12 protein-coding genes are annotated in these 15,708 nt (G+C 61.5%); 6 read left to right on the top strand and 6 right to left on the bottom strand.

Annotated elements, in window-relative coordinates:
• Window positions 1-8 precede the first annotated feature (8 nt).
• Window positions 9-2,168, bottom strand: a complete 2,160-nt coding sequence (locus HGI47_RS07020) for a TonB-dependent receptor (RefSeq protein ID WP_240950040.1) — start codon at window positions 2,166-2,168, stop codon at window positions 9-11.
• Between the two features lie 196 nt (window positions 2,169-2,364).
• Between HGI47_RS07020 and HGI47_RS07025 the strand changes: the two genes are divergently transcribed.
• Complete coding sequence (locus HGI47_RS07025; protein WP_240950041.1) at window positions 2,365-2,982, top strand: TetR/AcrR family transcriptional regulator; 618 nt, start codon at window positions 2,365-2,367, stop codon at window positions 2,980-2,982.
• A 93-nt stretch (window positions 2,983-3,075) separates the two neighbouring features.
• The gene (locus HGI47_RS07030) at window positions 3,076-4,239 is read left to right on the top strand and encodes an LLM class flavin-dependent oxidoreductase (RefSeq protein ID WP_168852085.1); all 1,164 of its coding nucleotides are present in this window, start codon (window positions 3,076-3,078) and stop codon (window positions 4,237-4,239) included.
• Window positions 4,240-4,302: 63 nt separating this feature from the next.
• Here HGI47_RS07030 and HGI47_RS07035 read toward each other — a convergent pair whose 3' ends face one another.
• The 3 genes from HGI47_RS07035 to HGI47_RS07045 all read right to left on the bottom strand — a co-directional run bounded on the left by HGI47_RS07035 (window position 4,303) and on the right by HGI47_RS07045 (window position 9,606).
• Complete coding sequence (locus tag HGI47_RS07035; protein ID WP_240950042.1) at window positions 4,303-6,729, bottom strand: TonB-dependent receptor; 2,427 nt, start codon at window positions 6,727-6,729, stop codon at window positions 4,303-4,305.
• A 133-nt stretch (window positions 6,730-6,862) separates the two neighbouring features.
• The gene (locus HGI47_RS07040; RefSeq protein ID WP_168852086.1) at window positions 6,863-7,741 is read right to left on the bottom strand and encodes a Coq4 family protein; all 879 of its coding nucleotides are present in this window, start codon (window positions 7,739-7,741) and stop codon (window positions 6,863-6,865) included.
• A 122-nt stretch (window positions 7,742-7,863) separates the two neighbouring features.
• Window positions 7,864-9,606, bottom strand: a complete 1,743-nt coding sequence (locus HGI47_RS07045; RefSeq protein WP_168852087.1) for a D-aminoacylase — start codon at window positions 9,604-9,606, stop codon at window positions 7,864-7,866.
• A 150-nt stretch (window positions 9,607-9,756) separates the two neighbouring features.
• On the opposite strand from HGI47_RS07045, the gene HGI47_RS07050 reads away from it, so the two are divergent.
• From HGI47_RS07050 to HGI47_RS07060, 3 genes are all read left to right on the top strand, one after another.
• Entirely contained in the window at window positions 9,757-10,509 is a 753-nt protein-coding gene (locus tag HGI47_RS07050; protein ID WP_240950043.1) for a helix-turn-helix domain-containing protein, read from the top strand.
• Window positions 10,510-10,636: 127 nt separating this feature from the next.
• Window positions 10,637-11,407: an SDR family NAD(P)-dependent oxidoreductase gene (locus HGI47_RS07055; RefSeq protein ID WP_168852088.1), complete on the top strand. Its 771-nt coding sequence runs from the start codon at window positions 10,637-10,639 to the stop codon at window positions 11,405-11,407.
• Window positions 11,400-11,942, top strand: a complete 543-nt coding sequence (locus HGI47_RS07060; RefSeq protein WP_370521655.1) for a nuclear transport factor 2 family protein — start codon at window positions 11,400-11,402, stop codon at window positions 11,940-11,942. The genes HGI47_RS07055 and HGI47_RS07060 overlap by 8 nt, the downstream gene beginning before the upstream one ends.
• A gap of 3 nt (window positions 11,943-11,945) precedes the next feature.
• Here HGI47_RS07060 and HGI47_RS07065 read toward each other — a convergent pair whose 3' ends face one another.
• Window positions 11,946-13,289 carry an MFS transporter gene (locus HGI47_RS07065; protein WP_168852089.1) on the bottom strand — a complete coding sequence of 448 codons (1,344 nt, stop codon included), beginning with the start codon at window positions 13,287-13,289 and terminating at the stop codon, window positions 11,946-11,948.
• A gap of 149 nt (window positions 13,290-13,438) precedes the next feature.
• On the opposite strand from HGI47_RS07065, the gene HGI47_RS07070 reads away from it, so the two are divergent.
• A complete protein-coding gene (locus HGI47_RS07070; RefSeq protein ID WP_168852090.1) occupies window positions 13,439-13,942 on the top strand; it encodes a nuclear transport factor 2 family protein in 504 nt (167 codons plus the stop codon).
• A gap of 2 nt (window positions 13,943-13,944) precedes the next feature.
• On the opposite strand, the gene HGI47_RS07075 is transcribed toward HGI47_RS07070, so the two are convergent.
• Complete coding sequence (locus HGI47_RS07075) at window positions 13,945-15,696, bottom strand: amidohydrolase family protein (RefSeq protein WP_168852091.1); 1,752 nt, start codon at window positions 15,694-15,696, stop codon at window positions 13,945-13,947.
• Between the last annotated feature and the right edge of the window lie 12 nt (window positions 15,697-15,708).

The following is a 15,708-nucleotide window of genomic DNA, read 5'->3' on the forward strand; positions in this document are numbered from 1 at the left end:
GATAGCCCTCAATATTCGAAGCGGAGTTCAAGGCCGTAGCTGCGCGGATCACCGAAGAAGGCCGCCGGAAGCCCGGCCGAGAAATGGGCGAGGTAATATTTGGTATCGGTAAGGTTACGCCCATAGGCCGCGAGTTGCCACTTGCCGAAGCCGAGCGGAATTTCGGAAAGCGCGATGCGCGCGCCCAGAATGCCATAATCGCCAATCACATAGCGCGCATCGGTGGTGGAGGAGAACTTGGCGCTTTGCATGTAGTAATCCACACTGGCGCTGGGCAGGCCAAGCGGCGTTTCCGGCAGCGTCCATTCCGCGCCAACGGTAAGCGTGTGGCGCGGCGCTTCGACGAAATTGAAACGCCCGGCAATGTTCGCGCCGGTGACCTGATCGGTGATCCGGCGATAGCCCGCATCAAGGAAAGCATAGCTGGCATTGAACGTCAGCGCGCGCGATGGCTTGGCCGTGATATCGAGTTCGAGGCCCTGAATGCGCGCCTCGCCCGCGTTGAAGATGTCGGTAACGGCGGGGTTGTTGGGATCGGACTGGATGTTGACCTGAATATCGCGATAATTGGCGCGGAACAGCGCGATATTGGCGCGCAGGCGATTGTCCAGCCAACTGGATTTGACCCCCACTTCAAACGAATCGAGCCGTTCGGGACCATAACCTTCGGCAAAGCGGGCGAGCGTACTGGCGCGCAAGTTGTAGCCGCCCGATTTATAACCGCGTGACCATTTGGCATAGAGGTTCACGTCACGGCTTGCCTCGTAGCCGAGGATCACGCTGGGGCTGTAATCGGTGAACGTGTTGTCGCCCCGACCCTGCGGACGGGTGGTGACGGTGCCGTTCAGCGCAATGCTGCTTTGATCCAGCGTGGCTTCGCGATTGTCTTGCGACCAGCGCAGGCCACCAGTGAGATAGAGGCCTTCCAGCATGGCGGGACGCCATGTGGCCTGCCCATAAAGTGCCCATGCGCGGTTGTGGACCGTGGCGGTGCGCAGCGATGTGGCGCGGCCCGCCGGCACCGAGCTATCGAAGCTGGAAGCCTTTTCATCGAAGAAATAGGCGCCCAACGTATATTCAAGCTGGCTGTCGAAGGCAGAGCCGACGAGTTGCAGTTCCTCGCTCCACTGCCGCTGCGTCTGCTGGAATTCGGTCAGGAAAACCGGGAAGGGACCGGCCACCCCGGTCAGGTAGTTCTGGTTGGTGTAGTTCGCCAGTTTGCGATAGCCGGTGATCGATTTGATGGTGAGCGCATCGGATACGGTCCAGCTTGCGGTAAGACCATGACCTTGCGCGGTCACATCATTGGCCTTGAGACCGCGCACGGCGGGCGATCCGGCAGTGGGGCGTTGTGCAACCAGCGGGTGGAATGGTGTCGAAACCATGAAGGCCGGCGTATCGGCAATGTCCGAGCGGTCATAAGCATAGCGCAGTTCGAACGCGGGCGACGGCTGCCACAGCACTGCGGCCCTGTAGGCATCGCGGCGCTGATCGCCAAAGCGCGCAACACCCGTGCCGAGGTTGCGGACGAAGCCATCCTTCTGGCTGTGCAGATAGGCGAGTTCCACCGCCAGCGTATCGCCCACCGGCACGTTCACGCTGGTGCGCGAACGGAACTGATCATAGTTGCCATAGGCCAGCGTCTGGCGGACATGAAATTCGCCCAGTTCAGGCTGGCGGGTGATATAGTTGATCGCGCCGCCGGTGGCGTTGCGGCCATAGAGCGAACCTTGCGGCCCGCGCAGAACCTCGATCCGTTCCACTTCTGCAATTTCGGCGGCAAGGCCCTGACCGCGCGCCACGTAGACCCCATCAAGATAGATCGCGACGCTGGGGTCCACCGTGATCTGATCGTCATTGTTGCCCACGCCGCGCAGGAATACGCGGGCCGTGGTGGCACTATTGGGATGCGGGGTGATCTGAAGCGACGGCACCTGGCTGCGCAAGTCGGTGAGATCGGCGATGCCTTTGCGGGCCAGATCATCAGAGGTCAACGCGACGATGGAAAGCGGGGTCTTCTGCAACGGTTCGGCACGCTTCTGCGCGGTGACGACGATTTCGGCAATGCCACCGTCCTGCACTTGTTGCGCATCATCCTGCGCGTGGGCGGTGGTAGCAAACGCCATAGCCAGCAGGCCCACGCTGCCAAGAATTGTCGATTGCTGCATGATTCTCTCCCTATCTGCGCCATTTTCTACGCTCTGTTAGATTTTCTACCTACGTGAAGGTAGAATTGCAAGAGGTCTTGTGCAAAGGTGGGCAGCGATGGCTTGGGGACGCGGTTGTGGCCCGCTATGAGTGGTCCATCATCGGTTCGTGATTTTTGGGGATGCCAGCTTGTCCAATGCCAATCCGCCACCCGTTTTGAAGCCCGTTGCACGGCAGACACGCGGTGATGCCACGCGACAGGCCATCCTCAATGCGGCAGAGCAGGTGTTCGCGGATGTAGGCTATGCAGCCGCCCGGCTTGAGGATGTGGCGCAAGTGGTGGGCATTCGCCGCCCTTCGATTGTCTACTACTTTCCCGGCAAGCAGCAGCTTTACGATGCGGTGGAAGCGGAAATCTTTGCCGCGATGCACGTTTTCGTGACCGAACGCATGGTGGGAACTGAAAAGCCGCACGACCGGTTGCTGGCGCTGTTCGACGCTTGGCTGGATTTTCTGGTGCAGCGCCCCACCGCGGCCCGGATCATCCAGCGCGTGGTGGCCGACCCTGCACCGCGCGGCGATAATCCCGTGCTGTTTTCCGACACCGCGCTACGCGATCTCGAAGCGATTCTGGCCGCAGGCGTTGCCGATGGAAGTTTCCGTGCAATTCCGGTCATGCACATCCTGAACAGCGTGGCGGCAGGGGCGCTGTTCTATGTCTGCAACGCAAGGCAGCTTGGCGAAGGGCGGCAATACGATCCCGCCGATGCCGATACGCTGGCGGCGTTCCGCGCGATCATCCACCTGCAGGCGCGCAGCGTTGTGAGGCCATAGCCCTATCGGGTTATGCAGCGCGCGCGTGCGCAAGATATCTTCGGCGGTGGAACGACAACACGCCCGTCAACAGGGCGGCAGCCGGAGAGCCTCATGAAATTGTCGATCATCTATGAAGCGCAGATGGTGGATACCAGTCGCGAGAACGAGCGCGCGGTATTCCTCCAGATCGTCGAGCAGGCGAAACATGCCGAAGCGCATGGGTTCGATTGCATCTGGTGCGTGGAACACACCGCGCTGACCCAATACGCGCACATGTCGGCGCCCGAAACGGTGCTGGCGTTCATTGCAGGGGCGACGAGCCGCATTCACATCGGCCACGGCGTGGTCTGCCTGCCGCCTGCGATGAACCATCCGGTAAAAGTGGCCGAACGCATCGCCACGCTGGACATTCTTTCGCAAGGGCGGCTGCACTTTGGCGTGGGCAAAGGCGGCACGCAGCAGGAAGCGGGGACGTTCGGCTATGATCTGAACGAATTGCAGCCGATGATCGATGAATCTATGTACCTGATACCCAAGATCATGGTGCAGGACGAAATCGAGCACGACGGCCAGTTCATCAAGATTCCCAAGCGCCCGATCCATCCCAAGCCGTATCAAGACCCGCACCCGCCGATGTACATGGCCTGCACGCGCGAAAACACGCTGCAGGCGGCAGGCGCACGCGGCATCGGCGCGCTGGTTCTGGGCTTTTCCGGCCCGGACGAGATCGCCAAGAAAAACGCGGTGTATCGCGAGGCTTTCCGCACCCGCAAGGCAGAGGATCAGGTGGGTTTCCGCCCGACCGAACATCTTGCCGCGCTCTGCGCCGCCACCGTGCTGGATGACCGCGACGAAGCGCGGCGCATTGGCCTTCGTGGCCAGCGCTTCTTTGCCGAAAGCATCGCCTACTGGTATCAGGGCGGGCCGAAGCCGACGGTGGATGACAATCTGACCGCCGAAGATCATGCCAAAGTGCTGGAAAGCGGCAAGCAGGCGACCATCGCCTATCTTTCCGAAGAGGCGATCCCGGTGGGGGACGAGCATCTTTCGAACTACACCGTGGCGCAGGACGCCTATGGCACGCCGGATGATTGCATCCGTTATGTCCAGCGATTGAAGGATGCGGGCGCGGACGAAATTCTCTTTATCTTCCAGATGGGCGGCATTCCGCACGATGTGATCATGGAGACGATCCGCAACATCGGTGAAAAGGTTATCCCGCACTTCCGCGCTATAGAGGCGGCAGAGGCGCAGGAGATGGAAGCGGCTGAATAGGGCGGAAGCAGCCAAGTCCGACGTTATGAAAGGGTGCCATTACGGCACCCTTTCTTTTTGGCGTCAGAACGAGAAGCCCACTTCCACCCCGTAAGTCCGCCCGCGTTCATAGCTGCCGGTGAACAGCAGCACCGGTGCGCCGAAGCTGATGTAGCGTTTGTCGAGCAGGTTGTCCCCGAAAGCGGCGATGGACAGGCGGGAGCCGCCCAGCGGCATGTCGGCAAGGCCCAGCCTGCCGTTGACCAGCCAATAGGCGGGCTGGCGGTTGCGATCTTCCAGCACGACTTGCCCCGCCAGATTGCGCAAGGGGGTTGAGGTGAGGAAGTAGGCACTGCGATAGCGCGCTTCGAGCAGCGCGGTAACGTGCCCGCCCTGACTGGTGAGGTCGGACGAACTATAGGTGGCCGCGGCACGCCCGGTCCAGTTCGAGAAGTAGGTCGGTCGGGCAAAGGCGGCAACGTCCTGCCCGTTGAGAACGAAGGTGTCGTAATCGAAATCGGTGTAGCCGATGCTGCCCGACAGGTTCAGCCCTGCCGCCGGCACCACATCCAGTTCCGCTTCGAAGCCTTTGATCTTGGCCTTGCCAGCATTGTCGAAGAACTGGCGGCCATTGATGAAGTTCTGCGTCTGCAGATCCTTGTAATCGTTGTAATAGGCCGCAACATTCAGCCGCACGCGATTATCAAGGAACTGGGTCTTGGCGCCCACTTCATAGCTGGTCAGGTTCTCTGGCCGATAGGGAATGCCGCTGAGAATGCCGCCGGAGACATAGCCGGTGGCGACTTTGGCGAAGATCGTGCTCTGTTCGTTCGGTCGCCATGTGGCGATGCCGGTATAGGTCAGCTTCTTGTAGGTCTGTTTATAGGTGCCAATGCCAAGCGAGCCACCCTGCGCACCGGAAATGGCCGAGATCTGCAATTCGCGATCATCAATCGTGCCGCGCAGGCCTCCAGTAATGTCGAAGCTTTCCGAAAGGTGGACCGTAAGCTGGGCATAGCCCGCCATCGAATCGTTCACCCCCACGGTGCGGGTGATCCCGCTGCCGAACACCGCATCGAGCGGGCTGGGCACGATGGTGGCCGAGGGCGTGGGCGAAAGGATGCCAAGCACTTCGGTGCCAGGCGAGTTTTCGTGGAAGTAGAACAGGCCTGCCGTCAACTGATAGGCATCGTTGCTGAGCTGGAATTGCAGTTCCTGGCTGAACTGCGTTTGCCGCGTGGCGCGAGCCGACAGCAGCGGGAAGAAATAGTCGTTGGCCCCCGGAATATTGGCCGGATTGAACAGCGCGGCCTGAATTTGCTGCGGCGTAAGCCCCGGCGTGATCAGCGCGCCCAACTGGCCAAAGGTAAAGCGCATTCCGCCCGCTGACCCCAGATCGAAGATCACCGGGTCTTGCCGGAACTTGCGATAGGCGGTGATCGACTTGACAGTGAAGGTGTCGCTTGCCTCCAGCGTCAGCGTCAGGCTGTGGCCCTGAGTGACGGTGTGTTCTTCGCTGGTGGCCGCTGCCACTGAAGAGAGCGGGCCGTTCAGCCCTTCGTTGGTGGTGCCGCCAAAGAACGGCTGCAAAGCCACGATGGGAGCAAGCAACTGGCCAGAGGCATCGGGGATCACGCCAAGGCTTTGCATCGCGCGGCCCGATGCGCGGGTGTCGGTGTAATCGAAGCGGTAATCGGCGGTCAGCGCGCCAAATTCACCGCGCACAGCAACCTGCCCGCCATCGACATTGCGATGGCCCAGCTTCTTCACAAAGCGCTGCGTGCCGAATTCGGGCGCGCGCAGGGCGATGTTCAGCCCCTTGCCTGCCATCGTATTGCTCACATCGCCATCGATCTGGTCATGAAGATAGGACAGGCGGACAGAGAACGGGCCGATCTGCGGCAGATCGAGCGAGACTTTGCCGCGCCACGCATCATAGTTGCCATAAGAGCCGGTCGCGCGCACGCCCCATTCACCCTTGGGCGCGGCGGTGACGATGCTGATCGCGCCAGATGTGGCATTGCGCCCGAACAGCGTGCCCTGCGGCCCGCGCAGCACTTCGACGCGTTGGATATCGCTGAAATCCAGCAACGAACCGACCGCGCGCCCGATATAGACGCCATCGATATAGATGCCGACCTTGGGATCGACCGAATTGCTCGACGTGCCCGAAGCCACACCGCGAATGATGATCGTGGGGTTCGATTGCTGGCCCTGCGCGTTGAACTGCAGGCTGGGAGCCAGCCCTGCCAGATTGCGAACGCTGGTGACGCGCAGGGCGGAAAGCTGTTCGGCCCCGATGGCGGTGACGGCAACCGGCACCTTTTGCAGGCTTTCTTCGCGGCGCTGCGCCGTGACGATGATTTCCTGAACCGATGTCTGGCCGCCAGCAGCAGCATCTTGCGCTTCGGGTTCCTGTTCCTCTGCCCGCGCGGCGCTCGTCAGCGCGAAGGCGCCTGCCGCCAGCATCGAACCGCGCAACAGCGTTGAGCGGATATACCGTGCTTTCATCATCATTCTCCCTCCATTGTGTTATTTTTTGGGCGGACCGGCGTTTTCCGCCGTGACACTGCGCGCGCGGCCGGACGCATTGCGCCAAGCCGCTCCGGCATTTCAGATCATGCTTTGATAAGTGGAGCCGCCATCATTCGGCCGCTTCCATCAAAGGTTCGCCGTAGTGCGGGTCATCCTCGTTGCAGAGGCGGTTGGTCAGATCCCAGCGATTGTCGATGACCGGCGTGATGCCCAGTTCGCGGCGGATATCCTCGATCTGCACATCGGCATATTCGCGCCAGTCGACCAGCATCAGCGGATATTTCCAATTGCGGCCCTGCTGCGCGCCGAGGTATTCGGCCTCAAGGTTCACAACCATCGCTTCGGGATAAAACAGGCCGTCCTTCATCACCGTCTTGGCCTTCAGGTAAAAGGCGATGCGGCTGAAGAAGTTGCTCAGTTCCGGGTGGAAATAGACCGACTTGGCGTGCATGTTGGCCGAAAGCAGCGCCACTTCGCCACCGTGGTTGGGACCAAAGCCGCTGACCATATGTTCGATATCGTGCGAAAGCGCGGTCTGGCGCAGGTAATAGGTGAAATCGTTCACTACCTGAATTTCCTGAAAGAACAGATCGAGCTGGTAACCCGAATTGGCCATGAAATCATGGATCGCCGCGCCCAGCGTACCCGGTGCGCAGTCCCTGGTTTCGGCCAGCGTAAAGTTTGAAAGGCTGCGGCGCTCCAACCAGCGCTTGAACAGCGGCAGGCGGGCCTTTTCCATCTCGAACAGTTCGATGATCCGCGGCATGTCTTCCAGATCGTGCAGGATCTGCGCCACTTCGGGGATATAGGCGGTGTTCGGCAGATCAGGCCCGTTGCGGCGCAGCATTTCCTGCGCGATCAACGTTCGCAACCCTGCGTGGTTGAGGTATTTTGATGAGCTGACGAGGACCGAGCTTTCCGTCTCGATCCTGCGGATTGCACCGTTGAAATAGGCGCGGTCGGCTTCACCGATTTTGGCTTCGCTCATAGTTCGGCATCCTTTTAAGGTCTGTCTTCTTCGCGGGAATGCACAAGCGGGGGCGCCCGGAGGGATGGGCGCCCCCTTCGAGGAAGCTGGTCAGCACTTCCTCAATGTTGTTCCGGCACGGATCATTCGGCGGCCTGTGCCAGCGCCCCCACATCATTGGCGGGCGAAAGGAACTGTCCCGGCATCGCCCCGGTGAACGCACCATTCTCAAACGTGGGCACGCCATTCACCAGCGTAATGCGGGTGGGCATGGCCTGACGGGTGAAGCGCCAGGTGGTGCCGCCCCGGCCATCGGGCACGTCGAAGGCTTTTTCCATTTCGCGGCGCTGGATTTCGTCCATGTTGAACACGGCGATATCGGCGCGCTTGCCCACGGCGATCACACCACGGTCATTCAAGTTGAAGTGCCCCGCCAATTTGCCGGTCATCACGTGGATGGCCTGTTCCAGCGTCAGCTTCTGCTCTTCACGCACATATTGCGTAAGAAGCAGCGCGTTTTCGCCGCCGCCGCACAGCATCTGCAAGTGCGCGCCCGCGTCCGAGATGTTGCCCACCGTGCGCGGGTCGTTCATCAGTTCCAGTGTCAGCGCCTCGTCCTTGGGGAAGGGGGCCATGTGGACGGTTGACCGGGTGCCGTTCTTGATGATCCAGTCTGCCATCGCATCGCTGCGGTGCAGGCCAAGGCTGTCGGCATATTCCTTCAGTGTGATGCCGACCGGCCCGGTGCCGTTTTCGCTGTCGAGCAGAAACAGTTCCTGCGGATTCTTCAGCGGCGAATGGTCCCACGCATTATTGTCCCAGCTTTCACGAGCGCGGGCGCGCCAATCGGCATCGGCCAGCAGCGCAGCCTTCTTGTGGTGATCATCTTCAAGCACGACTTCGTGCCAGACATAATCGTTGGACTGCGCAAAGATCAGCGATTTGACGAGGCTGAGCGTGGACGTGGGCGATACGTGGGCATAGCCCGGCCACACATCGACGCCCGCTTCGCGCATCTTGCGCACCGATTCCTGCATCGCGGGCAGGATTGGCTTCTGGAATTCCAGCGTGGGCACCGCCCCGGCGATCTGCACCTTGATCTTGCGCCCGGCCAGCAGTTTTGACAGGCGTTCAAGGTTCGCCGGGCCGGTCATCCGCATGAAGGTATCGACGATCACCTGATAGCAGGAGCCGGGATAGCGTTCCATCACCGCGAACAGCGCTTCGAATTCGGCGTCGTTGGCCTTGAGCGTCGGGACGGGGCGATCCTGCCCGTCGTGGTCGTGCATGTTGTCCGACATGCCCAGCGCACCTGCGGCCAGCGCATCGTCGAGCAGGTCGGCCATCTTGGCGATCTCTTCGGGCGTCGCTTCACGCTCCCACGCCTCCACGCCCATCGCGGCAAGGCGGATGGCGATGTGGCCGACATAGGCGGCGTAGTTCAGCGGCACCTTGACGTTGCGCTCCACCGATGCACGGTATTCGCTCCACGAATTCCAGTCCCACGGCAGGTTCTGCATGAACGGGCCTTCGGGGATATCTTCAAAGAACGAGAAGATGCCTATCATCTCGCGCTGGGCGGGCATGTATTTGTGCAAGGGCGCGGGCGAAAAACCGCAGTTGCCAAGGATCATCGTCGTCGCGCCATAACCGGGAAGCGGATCGAGATCGGGCTGCCACCACATCGTGCCATCATAATGGGTGTGGCTTTCGATAAAGCCGGGCGTGACATGGCAACCGCTGGCATCAAATACCCGCTCGCCATTGGGGGCAAGATTTTCGCCCACTTCGGCAATCAGGCCATCGCGCACACGCACATCCGCCTTGAACGCAGGCGCGCCGGTTCCGTCCACGACAGTACCGTTCCTGATAAGAATATCGGACATCTCTTTCTCCCAATCTTCCGCACCATCCAGTCATTCATGCTGCGATTTGTGCAGGCACCGGCGGGCGGGTTGGGTGCAGCATATGCCGGTGTTTGAGTCGGCCGAAGGAGAGGCTTGCCAAAGGGATCATTTCGTTATCTGATGCAGATCATGACGCGATACGAATCTAGCGCATCTGTGATGCTGTCCGTTTTACGCCGCCATTTGCGCAAAGATGGGTGGACAATTTTGCGCCTTTCGCGGGAATTGAGCGTGGGCGAGGCGACCGTGAAACGCTGGCTCGTGGGTAAGGGGCTGACCATCGATCGGCTGGAGGCGATGGCGCGGTTGTGCGGGCTGGTGCTGGGCGATCTTGCCCGCGAAGCCGAAGATGCGCCCGGCGAACTGGCGCACGAACTTACGCTTGCGCAGGAAAAGGCGCTGTCCAGCAACATCTTCCTGTCGTTCCTGTTCATGACCATCGTGAACGGGGTACAGCCCGCCGAAACCGCCGCCGATTTTGCGGTGCCGCTGCGCACGATGGAAGCTGCGCTTGCCCGGTTGGAACGACTGGCGCTGATCGACCGGTTGCGCAGCGGGCGGGTACGTGCGCTGGTGGACCGGACGATGGTGTTTCGGAAGCTGCCGCTGCGTTCGCTGTTCGAACAGCACATGAAGCGCGTGTTCTTCGAACTGGACTACAGCGCGCCGGAGACAATCTACACTTCCGAAGTGGTCAAGCTATCGCGCGCGGGCCAGGTGCAACTGGCCGAACTGATGGATCAGTTTCGTGGGCAGGTTCAGGCACTGGCAGACCGCGATGCACAAAGTGCCGCACCGGGCCGCGAATGGATCGGGCTGTTGACCGTCATGCGCCAACTCGATCTTTCTCCCATCCGTGAAGCGGATTGGGATCTTTCCTGAATTTATCTACGCAAATATTGTCGTATACATTTCTGGATCGATATTTGCGTAATTTTCTTGACTCAAAACCTGCACGTTCTGAAACTCGTCCCGTAATGTCTGCGCAGTGCAGCGAAAGGGAGAGATCATGAAAGCCAATTTCCCCGCAGGGGCAACGATCGTGTTCGGCGGCAGCGGTGGCATCGGGCGCGGCGTGGCGCTGGAATTCGCGCGTGAAGGCTCCGACGTGGCCGTGGTCTATAGGTCCAAGCCCGATGTGGCCGAAGCGGTTGCCGCGGAAATCCGCACGCTGGGCCGCAAGGCATCGATCCACAAGGCCGACGTGCGTGACCGCGCGCAAGTGGCGGATGCCTTCGCGCAAGCCGTGGCCGCGCATGGCCGCGTGCACACCGTGGTATGGGGTGCCGGGCCGGTCGTGCCGCAAGTGCCGATTGCGGATTGGACCGAACAGATGTTTCGCGATTCGATGGAGATCGAAGCGTTCGGCTTCAACAATGCCGTCCACACCGCGCTGCCGCACATGCGCACAAATGGCGGTGGCAGCTTCGTGCATCTTGGCTCCGCCGGGCATGACTGGTGGCCAAAGCTCGATGGTCTTTCGGTGGCACCCAAGGCCTGCAACGAAGCGCTGGTCAAAGGCATCGCCAAGGAAGAAGGCATCCACGAAATCCGCGCAAACTCCGTCCTTGTCGGCGTGATCGACGCCGGGCAGTTCAAGATCGGGCAGGAAGCCGGCACCTTCACACCGGAATGGGAAGCGGCGGTCAAAGCCATGTTGCCTCTGAAGCGTTGGGGCACCCCGCAGGACATCGGGCAAGCGGCAGTCTATTTCGCATCACACCGGGGCAACTACGTGACCGGGCAGACGATATCGGTCGGCGGCGGCTTCGGTGTCTGATCTTCCTTCTCTCGCACCGCGCGCCATCGGGCCGGACGAACTGTTGGCCCGCGAAAGCCTGCGCCATCTCGTCGCGGCCTATGGTCATGCGATTGACCGGCGTGACTGGCACCTGCTGCGCACACTTTATCATGATGACGGGATTGATGATCATACGCCCTATTACTTTGGGCCGGTAGATGGTTTCGTCGCGTGGCTGCCGAGCATGATGGCAAACTGGCGCGCCACGATGCACACCGCCATGTCCTGCCTTTTCGCCATCGATGGTGACAAGGCGCAAGGCGAGATTGTGGCGCGGGCTTGGCATCTCACGCTGGATGGTACGCGCCAGTTCGTGGCGTGGGGCCGCTATGCCGATCACTATGCGCAGGTTGATGGCATATGGCGCTTTGCACGGCGCTCGTTCATCCTCGATTTTGCCGAGGATATTCCTGTCTCCACGGGCGATGACTTCGGCAGCGATGGTGTTGGCACCGGATCTGCCGGAGCGGACGATCCGGTTTACACGCGGCTTTACCTGTTCGGTAGAAGATAAAGCTCAAGCGGCGGCAAGGCTCGCCTTGTCCCGCTCAAGCGACCGTACCGCCCGCCACGCCGCCCATACGCCGATATAGCCGGTGGGGATCGCCACACTCAATCCAAAGCGCAGGCCATACGGGCCAGCGCCGGCGATCCAGTCGCTCAACTGGCCTGCCAGCACGGGACCAAGCACGGTGGCGAACATGCTGGAAATCAGCAGGACCAGCGCGGTGCCGGTGGCGCGGTGGGCGTTGGACAGCATATATTGCAGGCCCGCCAGCACGCCAACAGACCAGCCTCCGCCCATCAACCCCGCAGGCACCGCCAGAATCCGCGCCAGTGCCAGGCTTTCGCTCCACGTCACCAGCAGGATCGCGGTCGTCGCGCCGCCCAGCGCCAGTGCGGTCAGCCGAAGCTGCACGGTTGCATCGCCCTTGCCCAAACGGTCCGCCAGAAAGCCGAAGCCGAGCACGCCCAGCAGACCGGGCATCCCGAACGACAGCGCAAAGGTGGCCCCCGCAGCCTGCGTGGAAAGGCCATAGGCGCGCTCGAACAAAGCCGGTCCCCACATGCCGAAGGTGACGCCCGAAAGCGATCCCAGCGCCATGACCGTGGCCAGCAGCCGAACCGAAGGCGTGCCGATCAGCAGCCGCATGGTCGGCCCCAGCGGCAGGACGGGGGCAGCGTGGGCCACCGGATCGCGCGCCGGTTCGCGCACGATCAGCCACGTTGCCAGCGCCACGATAATGCCGATCATGCCCAGCACATGAAACGCGGTCTGCCACGTGCTGGCAGCGGCAATGGCCGGGCCACCGGCAAGACCGCCCATCTGCCCGATGTATATCGCCGTACCCATCAGCGCAAAAGCGCGGCCACGCTCTGCCACCGGGAAGTATGCGGCGATGAGCGCGGCGGCCGGGGCCTGATAGGCCGCCTCACCAATGCCCACGCCCACCCGCGCCAGGGCGAGCATCGTTGGCGTCGTCGCCAAGCCTGAAAGCAGCGTGAAGAAGCTCCAGAAAGCGCAGCCCCCAGCGATGATCGCAATGCGTGAGCGGCGGTCTGCAAGTCGCGCGATGGGCAGCGTGAACAGGCTGTAGAGCAGCGCAAAGGCTGGCCCCATCAACAGCCCCATCATCGCATCGCTGATCGCAAAGTGGGCCTTGATCGGTTGAGCAAGGCCGGGGATGAGGAAGCGGTCGGCGTAGTTGAGGATGGCTACCAGCACCAGCAGGCTGAGCGCGACCCAGCGATTGGTCAGCGGGCGTCCACTTGCGGTCATGGTGGCGACGAAGGGGAGAGCGGGCGCACCATCAGCACAGGGCGCGGGCGCAGCGATAGCGCCGCCGTTTGGACGGTTCATCTGATCTCTCCCAAATTCGATATTTGCGTATTATATTTTGCTTTGTATTGTGCAAATGATGGGTTTGAAAGATGAATTTTCGCGCAATCAGAATTTTTGGCTATCCAGCCTTATCGAAACATTGAAACGAATCATCCCGGAGAGCAAAAATGGCCGCCACACTGGAAGACATCAGCGCCCGCCTTGCCAAGCTGGAAGACAAGGAAGCGATCCGCGCGCTCAAGGCACGCTATCTGCGAGCCTGCGATCTGAAGCAGCCCGATGTGGTGCGCGATTGCTTTGCACCGGGCGCGATCCGCATCGCCTACCAGAACTTCCCCGAATTTTCTGATCGGGACGCTTTCGTCGAAGTGTATCGCCAGATGGGTTGCCAGCCCGGCGTCTATGACATTCACCACGCCACCAACTGGGAAATCGACCTGACCGGCACGGACCGGGCAACGGGCAAATGGTCGCTCAATTTCCGCACGATCCTCACCGGGCCACGTCAGGTGGTGCGGCTGGCGGTCGAATATGATGATGTCTATGCCAAGCGCGATGGCCGCTGGTGGATCGTCGAAACGGTCAGCCGCGTCACCTCGATGCTGACCGAACAGGTGGCCGAGGACGGCAGCGTGACGGTTCTGGCACTGGCCGAACCGCCCGCTGCCTGACGCTAGACGGATACAGTCGCAACTGGTGCCCGCTGCATTCCCCGCACCACTTTGCCGGGGCGATGCGGCGTTGGACCGTCATTGCGCCGGATCACCTGCCCGCTAACCAACGTAGCGACATAACCGGTCGCGCTTTGATCCAGTCGCCGCCCGCCACCCGGAAGATCGTGCCGCACCACCGGCGCGTGCAAGGTCAGCGCAGCCATGTCGATCACGTTGACATCGGCCTTGTACCCCGCACGCAGCAACCCACGATCTTCCAGCCCGGCAACGCGCGCGGGCCGTGCCGCCAGCATATGCACGGTTTCTGCCAGACCGAGCCGTTCGCCCGCCCGGTCGCGCACCCAATAGGTCAGCATGAAAGTGGGATAGCTGGCATCGCAGATCGCCGCATAATGCGCGCCGCCATCGCCCAGCCCGATCACCGTATCCTTGCGCCGCACCATTTCCAGCAGCGCATCCAGCCTGCCTTCGTGAAAGTTGCCCAGCGTGTTGAGGATCATGCCAGAGCCATCGCGCTCCATAAGAACGTCATAAGCAACGTCTTCTGGCGCACGGCCCTGCGCGCGGGCAAGCGCGCCGATGCTCTGGTCAGCCGATGGTTCGTACTGCGGCGGATCGGCAAACGGGAACATCCAGTCCCAGTTGCGCGTCAGCATCGCCAGCGGATGGCCGGGCTGCGGCATTTCGCCAATCAGCTTTGCCCGCATGGCAGGATCGCGCAACCGTGGCAATTGCTGCTCAAGCGGCAGGTTCGCCAGCGGTTGATAGGATGGGCACAGACAGAACGGATGGGTCGACAGCGGCCAGCCCGAAACCATGCCAATCGGGCGCGGCAGCACTTGCGGCCAGATTTCAAGGCCACGTTCCCGCGCATCATCGACCATGCGCAAGGGCGCGTCCCATGTGTTGGGGCCGCTGTTGGCCAGGGCCAGCGTGAACGTTGCCGGGCGGCCAGATGCCTGCGCAACGGCAATCACGCGGGCCAGCTCATCCTCCCACGTTTCGAACGGGGCATCCAGCACGGCCTGAAAAATCCCCGTCTCCGCTTCGGCCAGCGCACCGGTGATGGCGATCAGTTCGCGCATGTCAGCGCCATAAGTCGGGATGAGTTCGCCCGCCTTGGTGCGGTGGATATTCAGCCGCGACGTGGCAAAGCCGATGGCGCCTGCATCCAGCGCCTCGCGCGCAAGGGCTCGCATCTGCGCCAGATCTTCGTCCGTTGCCGCTTCGCGCGCAATCGCCCGCTGACCCATCACCCAGACGCGCAAGGGGCTGTGCGGCAGCAGGCAGGCCACATCGATATCGCGCGGGCGCGCGGCCAGCGCATCCAGATATTGCGGGAACGTCTCCCAATCCCACGGCAGACCTTCGGCCATGACCACGCCGGGAATGTCCTCCACGCCTTCCATCAACCGGATCAGCGCATCGTGATCCGCCTTGCGGCAAGGCGCGAACCCCACGCCACAATTGCCCAGCACCGCTGTCGTCACCCCGTGCGATGAACTGGGTGAAAGCGTGTCAGACCACACCGCCTGCCCATCGTAATGGGTGTGGATATCGACAAAGCCCGGAGTCACGATGCACCCAGCCGCATCAATGATGTCCTTGGCCGTCCCGGAATAATGCGTGCCGACAAAGACAATGGCATCCCCGCGCAGGGCCACATCGCCCACGAACGGCTCGCCGCCCGATCCGTCGACGATCATGCCCCCTCTGATCAAAAGGTCTGCGCCAAGGCCCTGTCCGGTCATTGTTTCTCTCCA

It is taken from the genome of Novosphingobium sp. ERN07 (assembly GCF_012641335.1).
Classification (GTDB): domain Bacteria; phylum Pseudomonadota; class Alphaproteobacteria; order Sphingomonadales; family Sphingomonadaceae; genus Novosphingobium.

Bases quoted from the DNA above. Each gene is read 5' to 3' on its own strand.
- HGI47_RS07020 (WP_240950040.1), bottom strand. From the start codon at position 2,168: ATGCAGCAATCGACAATTCTTGGCAGCGTGGGCCTGCTGGCTATGGCG.
- HGI47_RS07030 (WP_168852085.1), top strand. From the start codon at position 3,076: ATGAAATTGTCGATCATCTATGAAGCGCAGATGGTGGATACCAGTCGC.
- HGI47_RS07035 (WP_240950042.1), bottom strand. From the start codon at position 6,729: ATGAAAGCACGGTATATCCGCTCAACGCTGTTGCGCGGTTCGATGCTG.
- HGI47_RS07040 (WP_168852086.1), bottom strand. From the start codon at position 7,741: ATGAGCGAAGCCAAAATCGGTGAAGCCGACCGCGCCTATTTCAACGGT.
- HGI47_RS07045 (WP_168852087.1), bottom strand. From the start codon at position 9,606: ATGTCCGATATTCTTATCAGGAACGGTACTGTCGTGGACGGAACCGGC.
- HGI47_RS07050 (WP_240950043.1), top strand. From the start codon at position 9,757: ATGACGCGATACGAATCTAGCGCATCTGTGATGCTGTCCGTTTTACGC.
- HGI47_RS07055 (WP_168852088.1), top strand. From the start codon at position 10,637: ATGAAAGCCAATTTCCCCGCAGGGGCAACGATCGTGTTCGGCGGCAGC.
- HGI47_RS07065 (WP_168852089.1), bottom strand. From the start codon at position 13,289: ATGAACCGTCCAAACGGCGGCGCTATCGCTGCGCCCGCGCCCTGTGCT.
- HGI47_RS07070 (WP_168852090.1), top strand. From the start codon at position 13,439: ATGGCCGCCACACTGGAAGACATCAGCGCCCGCCTTGCCAAGCTGGAA.
- HGI47_RS07075 (WP_168852091.1), bottom strand. From the start codon at position 15,696: ATGACCGGACAGGGCCTTGGCGCAGACCTTTTGATCAGAGGGGGCATG.